Annotated in this window: 25 protein-coding genes; 19 read left to right on the top strand and 6 right to left on the bottom strand. The window is 45.1% G+C overall.

The features are described 5' to 3' along the window. Positions 1-181: 181 nt before the first annotated feature. Positions 182-892 carry a diphthine--ammonia ligase gene (locus tag I2H74_RS10725; protein ID WP_195573930.1) on the bottom strand — a complete coding sequence of 237 codons (711 nt, stop codon included), beginning with the start codon at positions 890-892 and terminating at the stop codon, positions 182-184. A gap of 160 nt (positions 893-1,052) precedes the next feature. On the opposite strand from I2H74_RS10725, the gene I2H74_RS10720 reads away from it, so the two are divergent. After that, positions 1,053-1,640 (top strand): TetR/AcrR family transcriptional regulator, encoded by a 588-nt coding sequence (locus I2H74_RS10720; protein WP_324254047.1) that lies wholly within the window; start codon positions 1,053-1,055, stop codon positions 1,638-1,640. A gap of 153 nt (positions 1,641-1,793) precedes the next feature. After that, positions 1,794-2,918, top strand: coding sequence for an FAD-dependent monooxygenase (locus I2H74_RS10715; protein WP_195573928.1), 1,125 nt, complete (start codon positions 1,794-1,796; stop codon positions 2,916-2,918). Positions 2,919-2,981: 63 nt separating this feature from the next. Here I2H74_RS10715 and I2H74_RS10710 read toward each other — a convergent pair whose 3' ends face one another. Then, entirely contained in the window at positions 2,982-4,505 is a 1,524-nt protein-coding gene (locus I2H74_RS10710; protein ID WP_195573927.1) for a methyl-accepting chemotaxis protein, read from the bottom strand. 272 nt (positions 4,506-4,777) lie between these two features. Here I2H74_RS10710 and I2H74_RS10705 point away from each other — a divergent pair, with 272 nt between their 5' ends. Further along, on the top strand, positions 4,778-5,119 hold the full coding sequence (locus tag I2H74_RS10705; protein WP_195573926.1) for a zinc ribbon domain-containing protein YjdM: 342 nt from the start codon (positions 4,778-4,780) through the stop codon (positions 5,117-5,119). Positions 5,120-5,247: 128 nt separating this feature from the next. Here I2H74_RS10705 and I2H74_RS10700 read toward each other — a convergent pair whose 3' ends face one another. Next, positions 5,248-6,306 carry a hypothetical protein gene (locus I2H74_RS10700; protein WP_195573925.1) on the bottom strand — a complete coding sequence of 353 codons (1,059 nt, stop codon included), beginning with the start codon at positions 6,304-6,306 and terminating at the stop codon, positions 5,248-5,250. Between the two features lie 521 nt (positions 6,307-6,827). Here I2H74_RS10700 and codB point away from each other — a divergent pair. From codB to I2H74_RS10675, 5 genes are all read left to right on the top strand, one after another. Beyond that, positions 6,828-8,057, top strand: coding sequence for a cytosine permease (gene codB, locus I2H74_RS10695; protein WP_195573924.1), 1,230 nt, complete (start codon positions 6,828-6,830; stop codon positions 8,055-8,057). A gap of 27 nt (positions 8,058-8,084) precedes the next feature. Continuing rightward, on the top strand, positions 8,085-9,353 hold the full coding sequence (locus I2H74_RS10690) for a cytosine deaminase (protein WP_195573923.1): 1,269 nt from the start codon (positions 8,085-8,087) through the stop codon (positions 9,351-9,353). 208 nt (positions 9,354-9,561) lie between these two features. After that, on the top strand, positions 9,562-10,542 hold the full coding sequence (locus I2H74_RS10685) for an alanine racemase (protein WP_195573922.1): 981 nt from the start codon (positions 9,562-9,564) through the stop codon (positions 10,540-10,542). Between the two features lie 37 nt (positions 10,543-10,579). Next, complete coding sequence (locus tag I2H74_RS10680) at positions 10,580-11,221, top strand: hypothetical protein (RefSeq protein WP_195573921.1); 642 nt, start codon at positions 10,580-10,582, stop codon at positions 11,219-11,221. 470 nt (positions 11,222-11,691) lie between these two features. Then, positions 11,692-12,546, top strand: a complete 855-nt coding sequence (locus I2H74_RS10675; RefSeq protein ID WP_195573920.1) for an RNA ligase family protein — start codon at positions 11,692-11,694, stop codon at positions 12,544-12,546. 209 nt (positions 12,547-12,755) lie between these two features. Here the strand turns inward: I2H74_RS10675 and I2H74_RS10670 are convergent, their stop codons facing one another. Then, entirely contained in the window at positions 12,756-13,340 is a 585-nt protein-coding gene (locus I2H74_RS10670; protein ID WP_195573919.1) for a hypothetical protein, read from the bottom strand. Positions 13,341-13,360: 20 nt separating this feature from the next. Beyond that, a complete protein-coding gene (locus I2H74_RS10665) occupies positions 13,361-13,960 on the bottom strand; it encodes a matrixin family metalloprotease (RefSeq protein ID WP_195573918.1) in 600 nt (199 codons plus the stop codon). 568 nt (positions 13,961-14,528) lie between these two features. Here I2H74_RS10665 and I2H74_RS10660 point away from each other — a divergent pair. Continuing rightward, the gene (locus I2H74_RS10660; protein ID WP_195573917.1) at positions 14,529-15,128 is read left to right on the top strand and encodes a hypothetical protein; all 600 of its coding nucleotides are present in this window, start codon (positions 14,529-14,531) and stop codon (positions 15,126-15,128) included. A gap of 121 nt (positions 15,129-15,249) precedes the next feature. Further along, positions 15,250-15,885: a DUF6338 family protein gene (locus I2H74_RS10655; RefSeq protein WP_195573916.1), complete on the top strand. Its 636-nt coding sequence runs from the start codon at positions 15,250-15,252 to the stop codon at positions 15,883-15,885. A 324-nt stretch (positions 15,886-16,209) separates the two neighbouring features. Here the strand turns inward: I2H74_RS10655 and I2H74_RS10650 are convergent, their stop codons facing one another. Next, positions 16,210-16,962, bottom strand: a complete 753-nt coding sequence (locus tag I2H74_RS10650) for a caspase family protein (RefSeq protein ID WP_229106551.1) — start codon at positions 16,960-16,962, stop codon at positions 16,210-16,212. Between the two features lie 905 nt (positions 16,963-17,867). Between I2H74_RS10650 and I2H74_RS10645 the strand changes: the two genes are divergently transcribed. The 9 genes from I2H74_RS10645 (at position 17,868) to I2H74_RS10605 (ending at position 26,214) form a co-directional block, all read left to right on the top strand. Next, on the top strand, positions 17,868-19,112 hold the full coding sequence (locus I2H74_RS10645; RefSeq protein ID WP_324254046.1) for a D-arabinono-1,4-lactone oxidase: 1,245 nt from the start codon (positions 17,868-17,870) through the stop codon (positions 19,110-19,112). Between the two features lie 36 nt (positions 19,113-19,148). Next, positions 19,149-19,361 (top strand): hypothetical protein, encoded by a 213-nt coding sequence (locus tag I2H74_RS10640; RefSeq protein WP_195573915.1) that lies wholly within the window; start codon positions 19,149-19,151, stop codon positions 19,359-19,361. Between the two features lie 71 nt (positions 19,362-19,432). Then, positions 19,433-19,897 carry an SRPBCC family protein gene (locus I2H74_RS10635; protein ID WP_195573914.1) on the top strand — a complete coding sequence of 155 codons (465 nt, stop codon included), beginning with the start codon at positions 19,433-19,435 and terminating at the stop codon, positions 19,895-19,897. A 281-nt stretch (positions 19,898-20,178) separates the two neighbouring features. Continuing rightward, positions 20,179-21,048: a MurR/RpiR family transcriptional regulator gene (locus tag I2H74_RS10630; protein ID WP_195573913.1), complete on the top strand. Its 870-nt coding sequence runs from the start codon at positions 20,179-20,181 to the stop codon at positions 21,046-21,048. Positions 21,049-21,144: 96 nt separating this feature from the next. Further along, the gene (locus I2H74_RS10625; RefSeq protein WP_195573912.1) at positions 21,145-22,077 is read left to right on the top strand and encodes an ROK family protein; all 933 of its coding nucleotides are present in this window, start codon (positions 21,145-21,147) and stop codon (positions 22,075-22,077) included. Positions 22,078-22,399: 322 nt separating this feature from the next. After that, a complete protein-coding gene (locus tag I2H74_RS10620) occupies positions 22,400-23,653 on the top strand; it encodes an ABC transporter substrate-binding protein (protein WP_195574083.1) in 1,254 nt (417 codons plus the stop codon). A 76-nt stretch (positions 23,654-23,729) separates the two neighbouring features. Then, positions 23,730-24,659 (top strand): carbohydrate ABC transporter permease, encoded by a 930-nt coding sequence (locus I2H74_RS10615; protein ID WP_195573911.1) that lies wholly within the window; start codon positions 23,730-23,732, stop codon positions 24,657-24,659. Further along, on the top strand, positions 24,659-25,492 hold the full coding sequence (locus tag I2H74_RS10610; protein WP_195573910.1) for a carbohydrate ABC transporter permease: 834 nt from the start codon (positions 24,659-24,661) through the stop codon (positions 25,490-25,492). Before I2H74_RS10615 ends, I2H74_RS10610 begins: the two co-directional genes overlap by 1 nt. 38 nt (positions 25,493-25,530) lie before the next feature. Continuing rightward, positions 25,531-26,214, top strand: a complete 684-nt coding sequence (locus I2H74_RS10605; protein WP_195573909.1) for an N-acetylmannosamine-6-phosphate 2-epimerase — start codon at positions 25,531-25,533, stop codon at positions 26,212-26,214. The last annotated feature ends 177 nt before the right edge of the window (positions 26,215-26,391 follow it).

The raw sequence follows: 26,391 nt of genomic DNA, 5'->3' as shown, positions 1-26,391 counted from the left end.
ACTGCAATGAGCTTTCGCAGTCTCTGCAGAACGCTTTGCTATTCAATCATTCATTGAGCCATTCGTGGGATATATTCTAATAAAAAGCCGGACACTCTATGGGACTGCCCCCCTCTTCTTACTGGAGTGCCCGGCTTTTTCGTTCAAGAGAAACGAATGATGAGTCTCTTCTCTTATATCGCTATCCTTGACCGTCATTCATGACAGCATCAAGCTCCAATGGCAAGAAGGCATACTTTCCATCTCTAAGGATATCGCCCTGACGAACTGGAATCGGCTGCTTGAAGAGCGGGCCATCAATAACCGTCGTATGGAATTCGCCGCCCTCCCCGCAAGGATCAATGCCTCTTGCTTCAAGCTCTTCTATATATCCCAAGGTTAAAATGCGGCCGAGATCCTCTTCTTTCATGCCTAAGGATGTATTCACCGTTACGATGGTTGTTACGAATCCAAGCTGGATGAATTCCAGCACAGCTTCCCGGTGATCCATCTCCCATAGCGGCATGGCAAGACCCAGCCCAGCATTTTTCGTCACCCTATCATGCCAGCAATCCTGCACAGGCACGTCCAGATCGCCCGTAACGAGTACTTCGGCTCCTTGATCCTTGGCCTTAGCGAGCAGCATCATAAAGTTTGCTTCATAGTCCTCCCAACTGGTCGCAGCTGTAAAGACAGGCAGTCCAATCGCTTCCGCCTGCGCGCGAATGAGTTCTGGGGGCATGCCGTGAGATCGTGATCGCTGTCCTTCTTCCTCCAGCATGACAATCAGCCCGATTGGCTCCCCGACTTGCATTGCTTTGTACAACGCGAGCGTGCTGTCTTTTCCTCCACTATAAGAAGCTACAAATTTATGGCCTTGGGCTCCATTTTTCCAATCCACCACATGTTTCAACTCCCATCCACTGAATACTGCTATTATACTTCAATCGACGAGGATGCAATGTAATGAAACGTTCACAGGAATAATATTACAATATTCAGCAGGTGTGTTAGAATAGTGACCGAGGTCAAAAAATGACCGTGGTCATTTTTTCTATTGTGAGGTGATGGAAGTGCTTAGAGAATCGAGAAAACAGGATCTTAAGGAGAAGATCTTTCTGGAATCCATTCGCTTGTTTGCAGTGAAAGGAATGGATCATGTCAGCGTATCGGAGATTACGAAGGCCTGCGGCGTTGCGAAGGGGACGTTCTATAATTACTTCCCAACGAAGGAGTCTGTATTGCTTTATTTGGGGCAATCGCAGCTGGAGATGATTATAGAGCAGGCCGCAGAGACCGATAAGCCCTTGAAAGAGCGTATTCTTTTTGCATTCAAGCAGCTGACGAACCGACTTGAGGAGCATCCAGCCTTGATGAAAGCAGCGGTCGCGGAGGCAGTCAAATCCATGGGAGCCACGGCAGGGGAAATGGATACGATCGGGCAATTCAAGCTATGGATCTCCAAAATGTTCCACGAGGAGCAAATCCGACAAGAGGTGCGTTTTGCTGGCGAGATGGAAGACATCGCGTCGATTCTTGTTGGGACGTATTTCTCTTCTATTATGTTTTGGCTGCATGAGGAACAGTCCGTTGAGGAATTGCATCAGGGTGTGAATCGCAGGGTATCGTTGCTGCTCGATCAATTGATTATGAATATCTAGGACGTCGATTAACGCGATTGAGGCTGTTTTTGAATAAATGGCCATACGCTCATCGCCATTCATTCAAGTACATGTATCGACACCATACAGCCGCTTGAATGTTAATTTGTTAGGAAGGATCTCATAACGTGGCTTGAATAGGGGGCAATGAAGATGACGAAGGTGATCGTTCTAGGTGGAGGCATTGCGGGCTTGGCTACGGCTATTTCCCTTCAGAGAGAAGGAATAGAGGTTCATGTGTATGAGAAGACGAGAGAGCTAAAGCCCGTTGGAGCGGGAATCATGATCGCAGCGAACGCAACGCGGATTTTTAATGAATGGGGACTGACAAATGCCTTAAAGGCCAAGGGGCATCTGCTTCAGCAGCTTCTCATTTTATCAGAAAAGGGGAAGGTTCTGTCTGCTCTTAATCCTAATCCGCAGCCAGACCAGACAATTGCGATTCATCGGGCTGATCTTCATCAGATTCTTATGGATGAGCTGCATGCAACACCTGTTTCTTTAGGTAAAAAGGCCGTTCATGTCCTTCAAGAACCGAAGAGTGTAACGGTAGCCTTCGAGGATGGGACCGTTGCTGAGGCTGATTATGCGATTGGAGCAGACGGCATTCATTCTGCCGTTCGGCAGCAGATCCTGCCTCATGTGAAGAATCGTTACGCAGGATATACGTGTTGGCGTGGAGTTGCTGTATGCAAGGATCTCAAGCTGGGAAGCCATCTTCATGAAATATGGGGGCCTGAGGGACGCTTCGGGTATATGCCTCTTTCCTCGTCTAAAGTCTACTGGTATATCCTGATGAATACAGCTCCCAATCACAAAGAGCTCTCCGCGCTCACGGTTCATGATCTATCGAAAAAACTGCAAGCATATCCCGCGATTGTAGGGGACATCCTGAAGCATGCTCACGAGCAGCCCCTTATTCATCATGACGTGTATGACATTCCGTTAATGGATCACTATGCCTTTGGACGGATTGCACTGGTTGGCGATGCAGCTCACGCAATGACACCGAATCTTGGACAAGGCGCCTGTCAGGGCATCGAAGATGCCTATGTCCTTGGCAAATGCTTAGCGGAGAGCCTGGAATATGGGCTTCAAAATTATGAGAATCATCGGCTTCAGCGTGTGAATCGAATCTGCAAGATCGCCAAGCAGGTAGGGGTGATGTCCCAGTTCGACTCGCCCCTCTTGTGCGCCATTCGCAATACCGTCATGCGTGCTGCATCGCCAAGCCTGCTCCGCAACCAGACTCGCTATATTTATGAATATACGTATTAAAAAAATCCCGTACGACAACAAAGGCATGATGAGCGAATGTGTCTTTGTCGTACGGGATAGTATTTAGGCTGTAAATTGCTCCTGCAGCGTACTGGAGAGCTTCTTCAAGCGAAGCAGCTCCTGATTGACCTGTTCTGAGGCTTGGCCTTGGGAGGCCGTAAGGCGGTCAAGCTCCTGCACGAAAGCCACGCTCTCCTGATTGACTGCTGAAATATTGGTCATTTCGATCGCAATTCCTTGGGATTGCTGCTCAGTCTGCTTAACAGAATCGCTTAGACGCTCAATGATTCGGATCATATCATGGACCGATTCGTTCATCTGGTGGAAGCTTGCGACAGAGGCATGGGTCAGCTCAACGGTATGCGCTGTCGCCTGGGTTCCTTCTTCGATCTGAACAACCGAAGAGGCGCTTTCCTCCTGAATGTGCGTCAAAATGCGTTTAATCTCATCCGTAGCTCTGCTGCTGCGCTCTGCAAGCTTGCGGATTTCTCCAGCAACGACTGCAAATCCCCGCCCATATTCTCCCGCACGAGAGGCTTCAATAGAAGCGTTCAAGGCAAGCAGGTTGGTTTGACTGGCAACCTCCTGAATGGTAGAGATGATGCTCTCAACCTGCTCGGAAGATTGATTCAGTGTCTGCATCGTTTTCGAAGACCTGCTAATGGCTTCCGATACGATCAATACCTGCTGCAGCAAGGATTCGATGTGCTGTTGATTCTGCTGAACCATTCCTTCTGTCGCGGTTGCGCTATAATTCAGTTCGGAGAAAGCCTCGGAATTGTTCTGGATCATATGATTAATCCGCTGTAGATTCTCCTCCATATTATGCAGGGAACGACTTTGGACCTCCAAGCCTTGCGATACCTGCTCGAAAGCATTCATCATGCTCGAATTGGCTTCCAGGCTGTGTACCGATTTGTCCGCAACGACCATGGACGTTTGCTCCAGCTCCGTTGATAGATGCTTGACGGTATTCAGCAGTGAAAGAACCTCCTGCTGTTTATGAGCCTTCTCTTCCTCAAGCGCTCTAGTAATCTTCTGCTTGGAGTGAATCTGCAGACTTGTTGCACTAGAGGTTAAGATCAAAAATACAGCATGAATGACGAGCATAAGGAAGGAATACTTCTCTACGCCAAATACCAGCTCAGGCACAAGGAAGAAGCCTAGAATATGCTGTAAGGCAAAAAGGACCGTCATTAAAGCGATCAGCCGAATATTTTCATAATAAGCAACAATCGCAACCACCATGAAGATAGAAAAGTGGAATTCTACCGTCCCACCGCCGCCTGCAATAATCGATATACTGGAGAACGTAAGTATAAGCGTATTAAGAATAGGGACAAACGCATGGTCATTTTGTTTTCTGTAGGAGTACCATGCGAATCCTAATAGGATGACAGGAAGCAGGAACAGTAGATTCAGAGATAGTGAAAAGCGCTCTGCGATGGTCGGATCTACAGTAGCATGACCCATCATCAGACTGTGTCCCATAATGTTAAACACACGGTGCAGGATATGTACGATAAGGCTAAGGATAATGGTGCCGAGGGAAAACAGAAGCATCAGCTTGTTTTTCTTGTTGATCATGGATTGGACCCTTTCTCATGGTTATAAAATCATGCATATAAAGATGATTTTGATTACGAATTATAGGCCAAACCCAACGGCAATACAATGGATTTTCCGTGATCGTTTCATGTAAGCCCTTTAAATCGTTCTCTTGTTATCCATAGTCGAGGATTTGAAGGTCATGTAAGGAATAAAAAGGGATGGATTTGTGAATATTCAAATATTATGATATTATACATCTCTATAGGCGGACTCATGCTTTACCTAATAACAAGTAGAGGAATGACAAAATGACTGAATTGCCAAATTGCCCTAAATGTAACTCGGAGTATACCTATGAGGATGGAAATCTTCTCATTTGTCCGGAATGTGCACATGAATGGACATTGGACGCAGCGAATGAAAGCAGTGAAGATGTGAAGGTCGTGAAGGATGCCAACGGCAATATCTTAAACGACGGGGATACGGTCACTGTAATCAAGGACCTGAAGGTCAAAGGCAGCTCCTCCGTGGTCAAAATCGGAACAAAAGTGAAAAACATCCGTTTGGTTGATGGAGATCATGATATTGACTGCAAGATTGATGGCTTTGGAGCCATGAAGCTGAAGAGTGAATTTGTTAAAAAAGTATAGAAGCGAGTATTCAAGCTGGGCCTAGTGCCTGGCTTTTTATTTTTCAAAGTGCCTTAAAATTGGAGATAGAGCCGATCGCTAAAGACCGGCCCATTTATATGGTTATGTTAATGTCTAGTTGGAGGCGACTAGGAATGTACCTCTAATCGTCCTTTAAAGGACAATTCGGCAGGCCCGATATTATCGGTTTCTCCATCGAGAATTCGCTTCACATCGTCCATTGCTTCATATAGGGATACCCATTCACCGGACTTCTTCGTGTAGGGTTCGGAGACAAAGAATGGTTGTGACAGATAGGATTCTAATCGTTCTCCCCGCTTATACAGCTGTTGATCCGTCTCGGTCATCTTCTCCAGGCCCTGTGCGGTAACAAGGGGCCTTAATTCCCGGTAACGACGAAGCAACTTGCGTGCACGCTGCTGCAAGGTTAAATGTGCAGCTTCGAGGTGGGCGCCTTCTAATACGGTGGAGGTAGACCCTATAGGATCGATGGCAGGATATATATTGCGGCTGATCATATCAGCATCAAAACGCCATAGTGTGTCTAGCGGCCCGTATGCCCATTGATCATCCACCACTTCACATTTGATATCGACTAATGCGATGGTAATCGGCCTTGCACCAGCCTCTCTAAGCCTGTCTTGCAAGGACAGAAGCTCACCAGACAACACCGTACTCCGATCAACGCCTAGGAAGATATCCTTTTCATCACGAAGATTGACGATGCAGTTATACAGGTCTCCTTGCGAGGTGTGGACGAATTGGGATTGAGTTTGAATATGATTGATTCCAGAGGCATCAGAGCCCGTATCCCAATAAACAGTAGCAAATCCCCGTTTCTTCATCCGATGCATAAGCTCTGCTAATAATACAAGCTGACCCATATTAGGTCGTGCGACAAAGCCAACCGTGCCTCCACGAACAACTGGTGCAAACAAGTCCAAAGCCTTTATGCCTGTTTCAATCATTCGTAACCCACTCCCTCTGATTATAAGTTCATCCAGACTACACCCTGCTAGCGTAGCAAGGGCCACTAGCGTTTTTACTTCAGCGCGTCCAATCGGAATTTTCCCTGTACACAAATTCGAGACTGTCGCAGCTCTTAGCCCTGCTGACCGAGCTGCTGTTGTGAGATTAGGGACACGTCGACGCAATAGCGGTACGTTAAGCTGCAATTCATCATCCATTTATTGTCACCTCTTTTACTCTAAATAGTAATTACATTTACGCTACAAAGCAATAGTTTTTTTGAAAAAATATACATCTCCTATCTAGATTTGAAAAGCCTGGCTTGAGGGTTCTAAGCGAATACTCTGTTATAAAGAAATAAAAATACCCATTCTTGCAACAAGGATGAGCAACAGTAAACATAACCAATTAATAACTTCAGTTGACAGTTTCACTTGAGATTTGCCATAATGATAACAACTTCATATGATACCTTTAATTCAGTCCCGTGAGGCTGACAAGGACAGCGGAATGTATGATCTTAATAGGGATACGTGTGTATACGTATGTCCTATTGCTTTAGCATGATCAGATATGGCTTATTGTCAGGGAAACTGGGCAATAGGCTTTTTTTATTGCCCTGATCCACTAGGCAATCCCGTATATTCCCTCTTCCGGAGTGTGAAGAAGCGCATTACGAATAATGCGTCTCGCACATCTCAATGGTATCAGTAACATCAAGATGACTTGGGGGATGGATATGGAAAAAGTAGATTTGGAATTCTCGTTGCAGGCAGTGCCGAACAGCTATCGAAACGGATTTTGGAAGATTCTTGCCGTTATGCTTGGCTTCACCTTCTTCTCGGCCAGCATGTGGTCAGGCGGGGCGTTAGGGAACGGCTTAACGTTCATGGAGTTCATTGGCGTGGTGCTTGCAGGGAACTTGATCTTAGGCATTTATACGGGGGCCTTGGCTTACATTGCAGCAAAGACCGGATTATCTACACACTTGCTGACAAAGTACGCCTTTGGTGTAAAGGGATCGTATCTATCCTCCCTGCTGCTAGGCTTTACGCAGGTTGGTTGGTTTGGCGTAGGGGTTGCGATGTTCGCGGTACCGGTTCAAAAGGTAACGGGCATGAACGTGTACATCCTCATCGTGATTTCTGGCATTCTGATGACCGTAACAGCGATCTATGGCATTAAGGCGCTTGCAATTCTTGGAATTGTCGCTGTGCCTTCTATCGCGATTCTAGGAAGCTATTCGATGTTCGAAGCCGCATCCACAGGCGGCGGTATGCAAGGATTGTTTAATTATCAGCCGACAGAAGCGATGGGACTTGCTGCAGGCCTAACAATATGTATCGGCTCCTTTATTAGCGGAGGTACGCTGACACCTGACTTTGCGCGCTTTGCGAAGACGACACGCTCTGCGGTCGTAGCAACGGTCATTGCCTTTTTCCTAGGGAACTCATTGATGTTCCTGTTCGGTGCGGTAGGCGCCATTGTCTACGGACAAGCCGACATTTCAGACGTGATGTTTATGCAAGGACTGATTATACCTGCTATCATTGTCTTGGGACTTAATATTTGGACAACGAATGAGAACGCCCTTTATGCATCGAGCTTGGGCTTTGCCAATGTTACGAAGCTTCCGAAAAATATGATTGTTATCTTCAACGGTGCAGTAGGTACGATTGCTGCAATGTGGCTGTACAACAACTTTGTAGGCTTCCTGACGGTGCTTGGCTCCATTCTGCCGTCAATCGGGGCGATTTTGCTGGCGGATTTCTTTATCTTGCGCCGGGGATCGTACAAGAATTACGAAGAAATGAGCTTCAAATCAGTAAACTGGGTTGCGATTGCAGCCTGGATCGGCGGAGTGCTGATTGCGGAGTATGTACCAGGCATCCCACCGATTAATGGCTTGATCGGTACTGCCGTGCTTTATATTATCGGCATGAAGGTGTTCCCATCGAAAGAGAGCTAATTCAACAGGACAAAGGGGGATTCAACGGTGATTATCAAACAAGCAACACGAAGAGGCCAAGAAGGCCTGTGGAATATTGAGGTTGTAGATGGCGTATTCAAGACGATTACACAGCAGCCCTTACAAGAAGAAGGACACGAGGTTATTGACGTTAACGGCTCCTTGGTTCTTCCACCATTCATTGAACCGCATATTCACTTGGATACGACGCTGACGGCAGGCGAGCCGGAGTGGAATAAGAGCGGCACTTTGTTTGAAGGCATTCAGCGCTGGTCTCAGCGTAAGGAAACCCTCTCGATTGAGGACGTGAAGACAAGAGCGAAGACAGCTCTAAAATGGCAGGTTGCTCAAGGCATTCAGCACGTAAGAACCCATGTGGATGTAACGGACCCTACACTGACGGCGCTTAAGGCGCTGCTTGAAGTGAAGGAGGAGGTCGCGCCTTATGTGGATCTCCAACTGGTTGCTTTCCCTCAGGAGGGAATTCTATCCTACCCTAACGGGCCTGAGCTGCTTGAAGAAGCGATGAAGATGGGAGCTGATGTAGTTGGCGGCATTCCACACTTTGAATTTACACGCGAATATGGCGTTGACTCGATGAAGATCGTATTTGACCTGGCGGAAAAATATGATCGTCTCGTTGATATCCACTGTGATGAGATTGATGACGAGCAGTCGAGATTCGTTGAAGTGGTTGCAAAAGAAGCCTATGAGCGCGGAATCGGTGCGCGGACGACGGCGAGCCATACAACAGCGATGGGGTCCTATAACGACGCCTATGCGTACAAGCTGTTCCGTTTGTTGAAAATATCCGGCATCAGCTTCGTATCCAATCCGCTTGTGAACATCCACCTGCAAGGACGCTTCGATACGTATCCGAAGCGCAGAGGCTTGACGCGCGTGAAGGAGCTTCAGGAGGCGGGATTGAATGTATGCTTTGGACACGATGATATTTTCGATCCGTGGTATCCGCTAGGTACAGGCAATATGCTGCAGGTGCTTCATATGGGTATCCATGCATCCCAGCTGATGGGCTACGATCAGATTGTAAACAGCATTGATCTGATTACCAAGAACAGTGCCAAGACGCTGCAGATTGAGGACAAGTACGGCATTGAGGAAGGCAAGCCTGCCAACTTCATCGTATTGAACGCAGAGAATGAATATGAAGCGATTCGCAAGCAGGCATCGGTGCGCTACTCCTTCCGTCATGGCAAGGTGATTGCAGAGACGAAGCCAAGCGAGACAAGCGTGATGTTGAACGGACAAGCGGAGCGTGTAACATTCCAGCGATAAGACGGGGACATGGGTAGACTCTCTTAATAAAAATCGATAGGTATAGATAGGCTTGAAGCAGATCCTTTGGGATCTGCTTTTTTTCATCCACCGATTCCGCTTTATAAAAATAGTATCCGCGAAGTTGCCGCATGCAGGAAAAAGGCCTTATTCCCCTGAATAGAATTGGAATATCATGGATTAAAATGAGCCCTAAGGGGGAGAACAAGTGAGCACCTATGCGTACTATAAGTCGATATTTGAGCAGGTGCCAAAGCCATTTGCCTTTGTGGATCTGGATCTGCTTGATGACAATGCAAGAGCAATCGCTGGTGCTGCACAAGGAAAAACGATCAGGATCGCCAGCAAATCGATACGATGTGCAGAAATCATGCGGCGCATTCTGAAGCATCACGAGGCCTGTCAGGGCATCATGTGCTTTACGGCCAAGGAAGCAGCATTTCTCGCAAGGCAGGGCTTTGACGATTTGCTGCTCGGTTACCCGCAGTGGCAGGCGGCGGAGATCCTGCCCTTGTTGGACCTGCTGAAGGAGGGGCGCAGCATCACCTTTATGGTCGATTGTGTGGAGCAGGTCGAGCATCTTGAGCGTCTTGCGAAGGAACAAGGTGTTGCGATTCCCTTATGCATCGATCTGGATATGTCGGTGCAGTATCCGGGTCTTCGTTTTGGCGTATGGCGCTCGCCATTAATCTCTTGGGAGGATGCATCCCCTGTTGTTGAGCGAATAATGGCCTCTTCCTGGATCCGATTGGAAGGCATCATGGGCTATGAAGCGCAAGTGGCAGGGGTAGGCGACAATGTCAGTGGTTCATTCGGCGCTTGGGCGAAAAATCAGCTTATTCGAGCTTTGAAGCTTCGCTCTGTGAAGGAAGCTGCCAAGCGAAGGCAGGAGATCGTCGAGCGATTGATGGAATTGAAATTATCGCTTCGCTTCGTTAACGCGGGAGGAACCGGGAGCTTGAGCAGTTCCTGCAAGGAAGCATGGGTTACGGAGGTTACGGCAGGCTCAGGTTTCTATTCGCCTGCCTTGTTCGATCATTATGCGGCCTTCCGATACAAGCCTGCAGTTGCAGGGGTGGGTGTGGGGAGATATGCGATATTCATAGACTATATACTAAAGATTATATGCAAGGGATATCAAAGGAATATGCTATGTCTAGCATATATACAAAGGATATTCATAGGCTAGTGACTATTGCTAGACTATAGAAAGGAGTGTAATTGAAGTGGAAAATCAGTTTTGGCAGCTCAATGAATTCTCTGATCTATTAGGTAGACACTTTACAACTGTGAATTCATGGTTTAATGACCTAGAAAAAAATAAAATTCACTTTGTAAATAAGACGCAATCTGGTAACAAGAGAGTATTCGATTCATTGGATCTCGAAATAGGGAAGTTAATAGTCAGATTAAGAGATGACGAAGGGTATAATCTCGAGGCAATTAGAAATAAAATTGCTACAGATCCGTCAATCGAAACCCGTCCGTTTCCTATTGATTACCAATCCGATCAACAAGAACTATCAATAGAAGTTGTCTCAAATGAAATAAGCAAGAATATCGAATCCCAAGTAGGGAATTTGTTAAAAAACTTTGAAGAACAAATGATGCTACGGTTAGGGGAATCGGCAGAAGAGAGAATCATTAGAGAAAGACAACGAGATATCAATAACATGATTACAACAAACCGGATTCAAACAAAACTTGAGCTCGAGGCATTAGACAAGTGGGCCGAACTACCAACGAAAGAAAGAAGCATCGGTTTATTTGTAAAGCGTGAGGATACTATAAAAAGAGAAATGTTCGTTAAAAAATACATCCTCGAAAACTTTGAATCTCGACTTAATAATGAGATGAAAAATGATTAGGCTGCTCATTTGAGCGGCTATTTTTTTGTTCGTTTCTTTATGACTGAATAAGAGTCTAATAGAGTAGTATAGAGACAATTATACCAACATACATCGAAAAAACCGCATAAGATCAAGGTTCTTTATATTTTAATCAAATAGAGTGAAAAAGAGTATAACAGAGTGATATAGAGTGGATAGATATATTTTTAGTAATTATTATAACTTCAAGTTTCTTAGGGTGAAGTGCGGATCCGCCAGCGTTGACAATCGGTGTTATGTATGAAAGAGAAAACTTCGGAACGGAGTAGAGAGCATATACAAACACATATAAAGAGAAACTTGCTGGAGCAAAAAAATGAGCAGTAGTATAGAGGATCGAAGAGGCTTATATAGTTAGTAGTTGAGTAGGGAAGGGTTCCTTTACTAGGCACATGCTTGAGTAGGAAATGACTATAAGACTTGTCATAGAGTAGGGGAGGGTGAGATAAATGTTTATTTCTCCTATGCTATTAGAAACATCAGAAACAGCATTTAGTGATCCACGATTCATCTTTGAACCGAAATTTGATGGCCACCGGCTTATATATACTAGAACAAACGAGACTACACGACTGTACACTCGACATCATACCGAATGTACTCGTCAGTATTCTGAGATAACTGCTGTCCCTTTGGCAGATGACATCATCCTGGATGGTGAAGTAGTAACCATTGACCCGATCACCGGAGCTGTAGATTTTGAATCTATCATGTCCCGATTCCGCGCTAGTAAGGATCTTACGATTCAAAAATTAACTAGGCAGTTTCCAGCCACTTACGTTGTGTTTGACATCTTACGCTATCAAGGTGAGGATCTGCGCAGCTTGCCACTTCTGGAGCGTAAAAATATTCTTCACTCCATCGATTTTCATGGCACCAATCACATAGTCCCTATACCCTTTATTGAAGGGGCAGGGGAAGCCCTGTTTGCTGATATATGTTCAAGGAACATGGAAGGGATCGTATGCAAAAGAAAAGAGAGCCGCTATGTTAGCCGGCGATCTGCGGATTGGCTAAAAGTAATCAATTGGACTTATGTAGATGTTTGGATTATGGGATATCGAAAAGGAAAGTTCGGTTGGCTTACAGGAGTAGAGGATAATGAGGGGAACCTTAGAGCCGCTGGTATAGTAGAGTTAGGTGTAAGTCCCTTGCAAAAGAAGAAATTCTTTGAAGAATTAGAAATAGGAAATGAAAGCAAAGATATTGTATATTTAAAGACACCAAAACACGCCACAGTAAAGATCAGAAATTGGACCAAAGCAGGGATGCTTCGAGATCCGGCCTTTGTTAAATTTATATGAAACCTTACCTCTAATACTAGGTAAAGTTATTTTTTCGTTTTGAGCAGAAATATTTCTGGTTAAAGGCTGCCTATTGGATCTTATGCATAAGCATAGTAGGCGCAGGTATAACGTGGTTTTTTAGCTAGATTAAAAGATGACCCTTGGAGATCTCCTCATCCAGGGGATTTAAAATAAATACAAAATAAAATAAGGTGGGGAGTCCCACCTTATTTCAATTCCTTCGCAAAATTCGTTGTAAGTTCTGTAAAAATATTTTTCTTAATAATTGCCTCTTCACCTGAATTGTCCTCTGGATCAGTTCCATCGAGATTGAATTTACCAGCCTGCATATTAATTACGCTGTACTGACCATAACTGTTTTTCTTTAAAAAGATCAAATATTTGCTGTCTTTTTTCATTTCTGTATACCCTTCATATGCAATTCTTTTTTTACCTTTAAATGTTTGATATACTCCGATGGGTTCAATTACTGTAAGATTTTTTACAACCTCTTCTGGGCCTTTTAGAACCTTTTCCACATTAATCTCTGTAAACGTAGCAATATCAGCAACAAAGCCTTTAGGTAATTCAGTCAAGTGTACCTCACGGTCTTCAAAATCTTTAGTAGGGCTGCCAATAACAACTAATTCAGCATTATTAAATAGTCCATTACCTGTAGAGTATCCAACATAATCCGAGGATACATATACGTCACGTACAGAATTATAAATAGCAAAATAATAAATGCAGCTAGCAGCAAGAAGGAGAGCCAGAACAAGAGAGATAATAGTGCTTTTCTTTTTCAGTAACATTAGATAATCCTCCTATTTATTTAATTTCCCCATTTGTACTTCAATTCGCCTTTGTCGTAGGTTGAAGGGGAGGTTATATTTCGGTTTCTAAATGTGTCGCTTCCGTCTGTCATGACTGATTGCGATCTTAAAGTTGAATTTATGTCGTTTGTATGAGCTAGGCCAAGAGAATGTCCCACTTCGTGGAGGGCTGTGTTCTTCTTGTTTGTGTCGTTATTGTATCCCCCGAGAACAATATTGTTATCAAACATGTAAACCATGCTATAGTCCCAATTCTTAACATTGGGGTCTACTTCTCCAGTTGTTTTGCTCATTGAGATACACTGTCCTAATCGATCTGCTACAATCGAATTAGATACATAATACTGGTCAGTGGACGTTGTGGGATTGGTGGTCGTACTGATACTTACTTTAGTAGAGATTCCTGACCACTGTGAACGTGCATAATCAAAATACGTAGTGTAACCTTTTTGAGAGACGGATGCATCATACCACGCACTGAACTGACCGCCGCCGTTTCTTGTTTTTCCAAATACAGTTGCATCTGCACTAGGAATTACAGTTGCTACAGCTGATAGTGCAATGAGAGAAGCGATGATTACTTTAGTTTTCTTAATCAATTTTCCCTTACCTCCATATTATATTATGTAACCCAAGTTATTTATACCATTATATATAAAATATGGGAATAGTGCTTCAATCCTTAAAGGGCTATAATTTTCAGCAGTTGATAGTCTTGTTGGCTTATAATAAGTCGAAAATAGTAAAAAAATATTTTTGTTTCGTTGCAAATGGAATCAAAAAGAAGGTGGAACCATAAACAATTAATAATATTTCAATGCTACAGCTAGGATTTAAACGATTTTGAATACAATACCAGCCTCGTTGACACCACCCATAAAGTAAGTGAATTATCCAGTTCCAGATACAACGCTGTTCTCAGCCTAACAGTTCACACTATATGCTATAATATGTTTAAGATTGTAAACTATTAATGCATCCTGATTACATTCTCTTCATTCATACCAACTTTTTTATTGGAATTTATCATACTTTAATATTTATTTCTTATTTCTCGATCACACGGGTACTGCAGCAATCCAAACATGGGGTAGGTATACGCATTCAAATCGAGACAATCGAATGTCGATTCATGATCTACCTTACGATTTTTGGGAGGGGATTATTTTGCATACGAACCGTACAGTTGAACTCTATGTGAGAGGAAATACTGCAATGTCGGATCCTCTAAGAAAAGGATTCTACACAGTGTTATTAAAAGATGTTCAAACAAAAAACACCCATAAGAATGTGAGTAATATTTTTGACCATACAACTCCTAATCGTTTGATGTTATTAGGAACCATTTATGCATTGAAAAAACTTAAATACCCGTGTGAGATAAAGTTGTATTCCATGGCGCATTTAGGATTAAAAAAAAAGAAAGGCATTAACAGTGATTTATTGGCCGAGGTATGGTCGTTAGTTTCCACAGGTGGCCACACACTATCATTTGAATCAAACCCAAAAAAAGTACGAGACCAACTATCATATCAAAGTGAGAATAATGAAGAAATTAATGAACCTGCTACAGTGTATATGGGTTATCTATTAGCGACTCTGAAGGAACCGAGCGAAGAGACGATGGAACTACTTTGTTCTGTCCCTTGTGAGAGGGCTCTTGAGATACTACTTCTAATGCGTGAACATAAGAAGCGAATTAATTCACCTAAAAACTTTATTAAGAGAGCAATCGAGGAGGGGTGGAGCGTTACAACAAGAGCATAATCATTGAAACATAACAGAGTCAATTCAAGATCTTTTGTGTATACAATCTTTACATATATAAGGAATTTGAGTAAAGTTTATTAAGTACAAGATTATGAATAATTAGAAATGGAGATGTTTAATGACTCTTTCTAATTTTGATATGGCTCTCTACACACTATTGTTTTTAATACCTGGTTTTTCTATGAGTTTTGCTTATGGATATTTTATTCCACAAAGAGATCAAGCATACCAGCCAGCTATTCTAAGATTTTTTTTCTTTAGTTGCGTAAACTTCGCTATTTGGTGGCCATTAATTCATCAATTAATAACTATAAAATATTATGATAATCATCCTTTTCGTTGGTCAATTTGTATAATTGCTGTATTAATTATTTTCCCATTTATTCTCGGATTAGTAGCAGGGCTTATAACAGAGAAAGAATGGCTACGAGTAATGCTTCATAAAGTGAAAGTCCAGACTTTGCATCCTGTACCAACAGCATGGGATTATATTATGAGTAAAGCTGCATATACTATAGTTACTCTTAAAGATGGAACTAGAATATATGGTAAGTATTCCAATAACTCTATAGCCTCTTCTGTTCCTAATGAAAAAGATTTGTATATTGAAGTCGTATACAAATTAGATGAAAACGGGAGTTGGCAGGAAATACCGCGATCTAATGGAGTTTGGATTGCTGGTGACCAAATACTTCATATTGAATTTTTTACAATGGAGGAGATAACATGCCAAGCAGTAAGCCATCAGGAGTAGGGTATCAACCAAACAAGGACTTTGGGCATCAACCAAGTCCAGGCAGGGAACAAAAAGGGATCCAACCCCAAGCGCCAAGTGCAAAGTCACCCCCACCTACTGGAGGATCTAGTATAGCTAGACCCAATCAAAAATAGAAGTTTACATTATGAATCAAAATAACAAGCCTTTAAAAAAGTTGATAATGGACACCAGCCTAGTAAATCTCAAGATAAACAAGGACCACCTGGAGGCGGTTCCAGCATTCCACGGCCTCAAAAATGATTGTTGACTTGAATATTAAAAGACAAAAGACCACTATCCGAAGTGGTCTTTTTTCTAAACTCATACTTTTCCTTCGTAAACCAAGCGCCAATACTGATAACCAAGCGCTGTTAGTCGACAAGATTTGGATTCCATTGCTGCAAAATACATATGTTTTGCATCCACTGGAACGACTAGCCCAACTGATTCGTATTTTTGTAAGTCTTTAAATACAGCGACATTTTCTTCTTTGGGCTCATCGCTAGAGAATTCATAAGAAGGATCTAACTTAAATTCTTCTGTAGGTTCTTTAAAATAATCGCTAATTTTTCTAATAGTGATTAAAGGTATAATTGGTTCGACCCTTCTTATATGAGTAAATCTTGACACGTTTGTTTTAAAAACTGGTCTTTGATCCCAAGCACCCAGTGCTTCATCAATATATGAGTATAAGCTACCAGGTGTAACATATCCTCTTAGATCAGCTGCGCCTCCATGAAGTGCGTCAAGTAGTAATGAGGTAAAGACACCTTGGCCATCTATTGCGAATGCAGACTCAGAGCTTCGACTTGCTGTTAAAATAGTTAATCCATCACTAAGTTGAGTGAGTCCGTTTTGTTGTGATGGAGATCCAAAGGAGCCAGAATGACAACAATCGAGGATGACTATTTTATCGCGTGCACCGGACCTGTTTGCTAGATTTAAAATTGTGTCCATTGCTATGCCTTCATCGTATGTTTTGTAATCAGTTGTAACGATGTATCCTCCTGTTGAATTTATTAGTCCGTGCCCTGAAAAGTAAAGGAGAGCAACATCATTATTCCCTTCAAACAATTCTTCGATGTTCTGTCTCTAATCGGGTTTCGTAGCTTCATTTAAGATAGACTTGACCGAGAAAATTCGCGCGAAGGTGTGCGACATACATAAGCGGAGTATATGTTAATGAATACATATATAAATGACCAAAATCTGTGATTTGGTGCAATAGTCTAAAATTAGCCCTAAACATAACAACTATCTTCGAAAAATGTCACCCCAATGACACAAAACTACCCTCAATGATGAAATAATAATTCTTCCGGAAGCACCGGTTCAGCCGATCTGCTCGGCGCCAGCTGCGCAGCGAAGCTATAGCTCCTGGTTGTTTTTCCGGAAGCTGCTAGCTGCGATTGGCTTGCCAGACTAATGTTTTTGATACTTAGCCTTCGGCTAGTTGTAGACTGAAGGCAGTGACGTTGGTGATTGACCTACGCTTCAGCTTATACTCCTTATTCCTGGTTCAATGAGCTCAAACGAAGTGCAGCTGGTGACAGACTACTGTACTGATCTGTTCGCTAATGACAATGTTGGCCACATTCAAGAAGATCTATATCAAGCAACTGATCTTCCAACTGAAATGGATATGTTGATTGACCTAATGATCGTTACCATACCATATGCTCAATCTGAGCCTCTTATATTCTCTTCCTACAGCTGCTTCCGTTTATAAGATCATGGTTGTTTCTTTTTAGTTCATAAATCAAGGGCTTCTCCCGCGCCTTCGCTTGGGCTACACCCGCCATATTCATCTGCAACTATGTTTTTTCTTCTTATAAATGTTTCTTATGGGCTATAATCCTAAACATCATCTCTCTGTGGATAATAAGGCACATAAATAGGGATTATCCACACCCGCGTATAGAAGGTATAAACGCATACGCGTTTAACAGATAAGAAACATTCTCCCTCCAAAGGAGATCGTGTACCCAGGCTCCATTGAGGAGGTCGTGGACATCGTTCAATGGTGCAGGCGCGAGGGACGCAAGCTTCGTGTCGTTGGCTCGGGGCATTCGTTTACGGCCATTGCCGCATCCAATGATGTGTTGATGTCGCTTGATCACCTTCAAGGCATCGTGCGTGTTGATCAAGAGGCGAGAACGGCTACGGTCTGGGCGGGAACGAAGCTAAAGCGGCTTGGCGAAGCTCTGTTCTCGCATGGGTTATCGCAAGAGAATCTGGGCGATATCGACGTTCAGTCGATTGCGGGAGCAATCAGCACGGGAACGCATGGAACAGGCCTGACATTCGGCAATATTTCGACTCAGGTGATCGGAATGACCGTGGTTACCGGCCAGGGGGAAGTTCTGGAATGTACGCCGCAATCGCATCCCGAATGGTTTAAGGCAATGCAAATCTCCCTTGGCGTCTTAGGGGTGATTGTGCAGGTCACCCTTCGACTGGAAGCGGCATATAAGCTTGAATATGAGAGCAGGCGACTGCCGATTACTGATTGCTTGACGCAGCTCACCCAGTTGGCAGGCGAGAATCGGCATTTTGAATTTTTCTGGTTCCCCTATGCGGAGCCTTGCCAGATCAAGCTGATGAACATTACAGAGAGAGAAGTGTCAACTCGCAAGCTGCAAGATTATTTTAATGAAGTGGTGATGGAAAATGCCTTCTTTGGTCTGCTATCCGAAATGTGCAGGCTCCTCCCGCGCACGAGCGCTGCCATCAGCCGGCTGTCGGCTTCGCAGGTTCCCGTAGGCCGCAAAGTATCCCATAGTCATCGTTTATTCGCAACCAAGCGTCTCGTTCGCTTTCATGAGATGGAATATAGTCTCCCTTCGGAAGCGATGGCCGAAGTCATTAAAGAAATGCAAGCGGCGTTATCCAAGCAGCGGTTCCATGTCCATTTCCCCGTGGAGTGTCGTTATGCTAAGGGTGACGATATATGGCTTAGTCCGGCATACGGCCGGGATTCGGCCTACATCGCTGTGCATATGTACAAGGGGATGCCCTATGAGGCTTACTTTCGAGCGATGGAGGAGATCTTCCTCCACTATGGCGGGAGGCCGCACTGGGGCAAGATGCATACTCTTCAGGCCCCACAGTTCGAGAATCGATACCCCATGTGGTCAGCCTTTCAGAACGTAAGGGAAGAGCTTGATCCTGACCAGCTCTTTATGAATGAGTATTTATCCCGTATTTTCAAGCCGCATTCATAAGTGAACTCGGAACATGACGGATTCAAATGATGCTTCATGGCAAAGTTTGAGATGGGGCTCTTGTTAACCACAAATCTTGACGCAAAAAAGAATCAGCTAACGATTACGGATCTGACGGACTGGTTTATACTAACAACAAATAGAGTGGAAAGAGGAGCCGGTTCTAGAGGCGGCCCATGGGGAGCGGCCAGGCAAGAATATGGCGTTGAGGGTGACTCTGCTGGTGGTTCTGCAAAGCGATTCAGTTGATTGCTTGAGTTTTTGAATTGAAGTTCTTTCTTCTCCCTCTCTTTTTAAAGCTTGTAAAGGAGCATTGAAGCATGAATTGGAAGGAACGTATGGATATCGAGGCGAACATCGAGACGATCTGGAGATTGTTTGACTGGGATAATCAGCAGCGTATTATGCCGCAGGTGGTAGAGAACAAGTTGATTGAGGAGACAGAAGGCAAGATTGGAACCAAGTTTCAGCAAAAATACAAGGAAGGGAAACGGGTTGAGACGTATATCGTTGAAGTGTTGGAGTATGAAGATACGCCAGCCTATAAGCATTTAAAGGTTGGCTTTACCTTGGCTAAGACCTTTAACATTCGTGCCGCGTACACCCTGCATAAAAAAGATGAGCACCACACCGTCTTTGAGTATAGCGGGTCCAATGAAGGCATCAATCTGTTTGGCAAGATCATGTTGAAGCTCGGCAGCACCAAAGGGAATCAAAAGGTCGTTACGGACTTTATGAAGCGTGTCCAACAAGAAGCCCTGAAAGACGAGCGGAACGCAGTGTGACTTCTATAGCTAAGACTACATGAACCAATCTACCATATTGTCATCCATTGAGCCTTGTGAGAAACAAGGCTCTTATTGCGGCATCTATTTCTATCGATACGCTGCATGATATTACAAATATAGAGCATTTTTTCTTTAAAACATCAAAGAATCGCCTACAGAAGTAATTGAAAAAAAACTCTTTCTTAATTTATAATATAGGGGAAAATCTCCACTTGTAATTTTTGTGCAAATGGATGCCTGCATTTATTTTAAATAGAGAGACGAAATGAGGGATAGGGATGGCAAGAGTCGGAACTAAGCTTCAATCATCCAACACGCTGCTGATGATATCAAGCATCTACTCTTCTTTAACGAAGACGGAGAAGAAGGTTGCAGATTATGTAAAGGCTAACCCGGAGGACACCGTGCTTGCCACAGTAACGGACCTTGCCGAGAAGGCGGAAGTGGGAGAAACCTCTGTCATACGCTTCTGTCGGAAGCTTGGCTTCCGCGGTTTCCACGAGTTTAAGCTTTCGGTTGCGCAGGATCTAGTGGATCGTCCTCCTTCTGTGATGAGCACCGAGATTCATGAGGATGACGATCTGTACACGGTGGCGCGCAAGCTGACGCTCCAGCATGAGATTCTGCTTAAAAATACGCTCGATCTGGTCAATGTTGACCACCTGAGCAAAGCTGTTGACCAGCTGCTCGCAGCTAGGAAGATTACGATCTATGGCGTAGGCTCATCAGGAATTACCGCGCTTGATCTGCATTATCAGCTGATGCGGCTTGGCTTGAATGTGGAGGCGCATCGCGATTCCCATATCATCGCCATGACGGCTTCGCTGCTGAAGGAAGGAGACCTTGTCTTTGCCATCTCCACCTCAGGCAGCACAAGGGATATTGTCGATCCTGTGCGTGAAGCGAAGAAGAATGGCGCACAGATCATTTGTCTTACAGGACATCTGCGTTCGCCTATCGCTTCCCATGCGGATACCGTTTTGCTCGTCTCTGCCAGAGAGCGACCGACAGAAGGCGGGGCGTTGTCCACGAAGTTTATCCAGACCTATATGTTGAATATGCTGACAACGATACTTGCCATGAAGAAGAAGGATGCGGAGGATGCGCTGAAGAATACGGCGCTGTCTGTTGCTGATAAGCTGTATTAGCTTCATTGTCTACGATTAATGCAACAGGCTCATTGTAACAAGCAGGCCATTCACACATCGTTAAAGCTGGACCTACAGAGGGGAGAGCAGGCAGTCATGACCTATGCGATTGGTGTAGATATTGGTGGAACCAAAGTGCAGTTTGCGACAATCAATAGGCAAGGAAGCATTGTGGATCGGTTATTGGTGCCGACAGAGGCAGCAAAGGGTCCGGATCAGCTGATGAAAAAGGTGGAAGACGGCATTGCCCACATGATTGAATCCGTGGGGCATGCCAATCAGATTGCAGGTATCGGCATTGGGAGTGCCGGTCAGATTCATTATGTGGATGGATCGGTGTGGTATGCGGGAGAGACGCTTCCGGGCTGGAGCGGAACTCCAATTAAAGAACGAATAGCGGCGCTATATCCATACCCGGTCTACGTCGATAATGATGTGAATGTGCTTGCGGTGGCGGAGAAGCTGTACGGTGCAGCGCAGCCTATGAACCACTTCATCTGCTTGGCGCTAGGAACAGGCATCGGCGGGGCGGTTATGGAATCTGGACGCCTGCAGCGAGGCGTCTTCGGCGGGGCCGGGGAGCTTGGTCATGTGTCCGTGGACATGAATGGCCCTGTCTGCGACTGCGGCAATCAAGGCTGTGTGGAGCTGTATGCTTCAGGCACAGGGATTGCCCGCATCGGAAGAGAGGTTATTGCCGCTGCGGAAGGCCCTGTGGATTGGCAGCCGGATGCGAAGGAGATCGTGGCCGCCTGGATGAATGGGGATCAAGCTGCCGACAAGGTGATGAGTGTTGTCATCCAGGCGCTCGGGACCGCCATTGCCGGCTATATTCACAGCTTCAACCCAGAAGGCGTGCTGATTGGCGGAAGCGTTTCCCAAGCGGGAATGCGCTTCTTTGATGCATTGGATCAGGAGATTACCAAGCGTACGTCTCCTGTCATGAGAGCGAAGTGCCGCATTGTGCCTGCTCTTCTAGGAGCAGATGCAGGCGTCATTGGCGCTGCCGCTCAGGTGTGGTATGTCTAGGTTTATTTAGTATGCCTTTTTCATCACCTATCAAGGGACTGCTTTCGGCAGTCCTTTTTGTGCTGCCTTCATGCTGCCTTCCCTATGGTCTTTTGGACACCTAGGAAAACAGAACTGCAAGCCCCATTTTGGAGATTTGCTCCAAAATAAATCAAAACCAAGGATTGACAATGAAATAATTATCCATTAGATTCGTTTTAGGAGGATTATTCCTCCGAAATAGAGCATAGGATAGCATATCGAACGATGTAGGAGGGTGAGTCATTTGAAGAAGAGCAACAAACGCGCACTGCCTGTATTGCTTGTGCTTACGGTAATCTTCATGACAACACTAAGCGCATGTTCATCAGGCGGCAAGACAACAAGCAATGCAGATGGCAAAGTAGAGATTCAGTTCTGGAACTCCTTTGCGGGGGATTCCAGCAAGCCGTTAGAGGCGGCCATCGCCAAGTACAACGAGAGTCAGGATAAGATATTCGTTAAAGTGCTTAGCAATCAAGATCCACAGAAACAATTGACAGCGATTTCAGGAGGGAACCCGCCAGATCTTGTCTTGACCCAGTGGAATAATATTGGTCCATGGTCTGCGGCTGGGGCAGTGAAGCCTCTGAAGGAGTTTATCGACAAGGATGGATTTGATACCGCTCAGATCATTCCGGCAGCACTTGATCGCATGAAGGTCAAGGATGAAATCTTTGGGTTCCCGATCTCCATGAGTATGGCTAACAAATTGTTCTATAACAAAAAGACTTTCGAAGCAGCAGGCTTGACAGCTCCGCCAGAAACCTTAGAGCAGATGATGGAGTATGCGAAGAAGCTAACGGTGAAGGATGACAAGGGCAATATTACACAAATGGGCTTTATTCCAGATTATCCATGGATTGATAACGTATTCTGGCCCATCATCTTCAATGGTTCCTGGGACGATGGCAATGGCAAGCTGACTGCGAACCAGCCGGCTAACGTTAAGTCCATCGAATACCAAGCAAGCTACTATCAAGAATTCGGCCAAGTAGGCATTGATAAGTTCAAGTCCGGCATGGGCAAGATGGAGACTCCGCAGGATCCGATCTTAACCGGCAAACTCGCAATGATGATTGGCTGGGAGAACTGGTATGTTGAGAACCGCGGGGAAGGCAAGGATATTGGCGTAGCCCCATTCCCTTACCCAGAAGCACAGCCTGAATTGAAGAACGCAGGTATGGTTAGCCCGATCGCGATGTTTATTCCTGCGAAGGCGAAGTATCAGGAGCAAGCGTGGGAAGTGATGAAGTATCTCTTAAGTGAGGACGTACAGATCGATTACAGCATTGAATACGGCTCTATCCCTGTCCTGCTGAAGGCCTTGGACAATCCGAAGCTTACACAGAACGAGAAGACCAAAGCGCTGTGGGACTATTATGAAAGTGCAAAAAGCCCGAATTTGAAAGGGTTCCCAAACAGCATTTATATTAACGAATACCTGCAATCTTTGAATGAAGAGACGGAAAAAGCGTTGAAGGGCCAGCAATCTGCTCAGGAAGCGATGGACACCGTCGTGAGCAAGATGCAGCCGGTTGCAGACAAAAATAAATAAACGATAAAGCAGGCGCAGGGAATGTATGACCTACATAACCTGCCCTGCTGTAATCTTCTTAGAGAGGTGAGAAGGGTTGTCTTCCATACAGGCGAACTCAGGCATCAAGAGTAGAGAGAGAAAGCGGCTGCTGATCGGATTGCTATTTATCAGCCCTTGGATATTCGGCTTTCTCGTATTTCAACTCTACCCAATCATCATGTCCCTTTATTACAGTTTCACTGAATACAATCTATTTAACGCTCCACAGTGGGTGGGTTTATCCAACTATATTGAGATGACGAAGGACGTCAAGATGTATCAATCGTTGTACAACACGATTTTTATTACGATATTTGGCTTCTTTCCTCAGCTCATCTATGCCTTGGGTATTGCCCTTCTGTTGAATCAGAGTGTGAAGGGCCTGTCGATTTACCGCACGATATACTTTCTACCGACGCTCGTTCCTGCTGTGGCCAGCTCCTTGCTCTGGCTGTGGCTGCTTAACGCACAGTATGGTCTCGTTAACCAGATGCTTGGGGCGATTGGGCTGCCTGAGCCGAACTGGCTCTTGGATGCCAACTGGACGAAGCCGTCGCTTATATTCATGGGCTTCTGGGGGACGGGGACGACGACGATCATGTATCTCGCTGCCCTGCAGGAGGTTCCGAAGATGTACTATGAGGCGGCCTCCATCGATGGCGCGAGCAGATGGCGCAAGTTTTGGCACATTACGCTTCCTGCCATTTCGCCTATGACCTTTTTCCTCATCATTATGGGCTTGATCGGTTCCTTTCAATATTTCTCGCAAGGGTATGTATTTGCCGATTCAAGCGGGCAGGCGATTGGCGGACCAAGCAACTCTATCTTGTTCTACGCCATCTATTTATTCCAGAATGCGTTTGTCTTCTTAAAAATGGGCTACGCTTCCGCGATGGCTTGGCTCTTGTTCGTGGTTGTGCTCATTCTAACGCTTGTCATCTTCCGCAGTTCAGGCAAATGGGTCTTCTATGGGGGGGATAAGTAATGGACAATTCATCCATTGTTAAAAAAATCGTTCCTCATATCATCTTGATCCTATTTGGATTGATGTTCTTGGCTCCCTTTGCTTGGCTCTTGCTTACTACATTTAAGACAGAAGATGAGATCTTCGTTATTCCCATTCAATGGTTCCCAGCGGAACTGATCTGGGATAACTATGTGAATGCCGTCAGCATGATTCCCTTTGTTCAGTACACGATGAATACGATTGTCATTGCGATCCTAAGCGTTGCGGGCGTGGTCATTCTGTCCCCGCTTGTAGCATACGGATTCTCTCGAATTGACTTTAAAGGACGCAATGTTCTGTTTGTTTTTATGCTAAGCACCTTGATGCTGCCGATGCAGGTGACGATGATTCCGCTCTACGTGATGTTCAACAACCTTGGTATGCTGGATTCCTACTGGCCGCTCGTGCTGACGGCTTGGTTCGGAACTGGAATTGCCTACAACGTGTTTATGATCCGGCAGTTCTTCAACGGCATTCCGTACGAGCTGACCGAATCGGCCCGCATTGATGGGGCGTCGGAGTTCCGCATCTATTCGCAGATCGTGCTGCCGCTAGCCAAGCCTGCGCTTCTAACAATTGGACTCTTTACCTTCCTCAATGCCTGGAGTGATTTCCAAGGTCCGTTGATCTACTTGAACAATCAGGACAGTTGGACATTATCTATTGGACTAAAGCAATTCATCCGTGAAAACAGCGTAGCTTGGGGTCCATTGATGGCCGCAGCGACCTTGTTTACCGTACCGATCATCATTATGTATTTCTTCGTTCAGAAGAAATTTATCGAAGGCATCTCGATCACAGGCATGAAGTAGATGGGAGCACAAAAAGATAGGAGATAGGAGAACACATTATGGGACAGTTGATAACAAGGAGAGGATTAGTCGTTTCCTGCCAGGCCTATGAAAATGAGCCGCTATTCGGTGCGGATCATATGGCGGAAATGGCTAAAGCGGCTGTGCTTGGTGGAGCCATCGGCATTCGAGCCAATGGAACGGCGGATATCGCTGCGATAAAAAATAAAGTGAATGTTCCTGTGATCGGACTCGTGAAGCAGCAGATAGGAGAGGCCTCCGTTTATATTACGCCTACGCTGCAAACGGCCTATGAGGCATACGAAGCTGGCGCAGATATCGTGGCGATAGACGGTACAAAGCGAGCACGCCCGGACGGCAAGACGTTAAGGGAGGTGGTCGAGGCACTGCATCTTAGAAACATCCCGGTGATGGCAGATATCTCTACTGTCGAGGAGGGGCTGTATGCGGTTGAGCTGGGAGTGGAGTATATCTCTACGACTTTATCCGGATATACCCCTTACAGTCCACAGACGGCTGAGCCTGATGTGGAGCTCGTTAGACAGCTTGCCCAACTGACGGACATTCCAGTGGTAGCGGAAGGCAGGTATCGCCGATCCTCTGATATGGTCGAGGCACTCAAGGCTGGCGCACAGTTCGTCGTCGTTGGTACCGCGATTACAAGACCTCAGTTCCTGACTGAGCTTTACTTGAAGGCGATGCAGGAGAAGGTAGGGATATAAGAGGTTGTTTAATAAGCCGACTTTCTGATCACGCACGATAAGGGATACCGCTGCAGGAATCGGGATGGGTGAATGATCAGTGCACACAACGGAATATACGATTCCTTTACCATGAATCACATGAGGCAATAAAGTTTCTTACTTAACGGTTAGACCCCTATTGCAGCTTATCAAAAG

The sequence above is a fragment of the Paenibacillus sp. 1001270B_150601_E10 genome (assembly GCF_015558675.1).
In the GTDB taxonomy this organism is placed as follows: domain Bacteria; phylum Bacillota; class Bacilli; order Paenibacillales; family Paenibacillaceae; genus Paenibacillus_B.
This window is presented reverse-complemented; position numbering and strand designations above follow the sequence as displayed.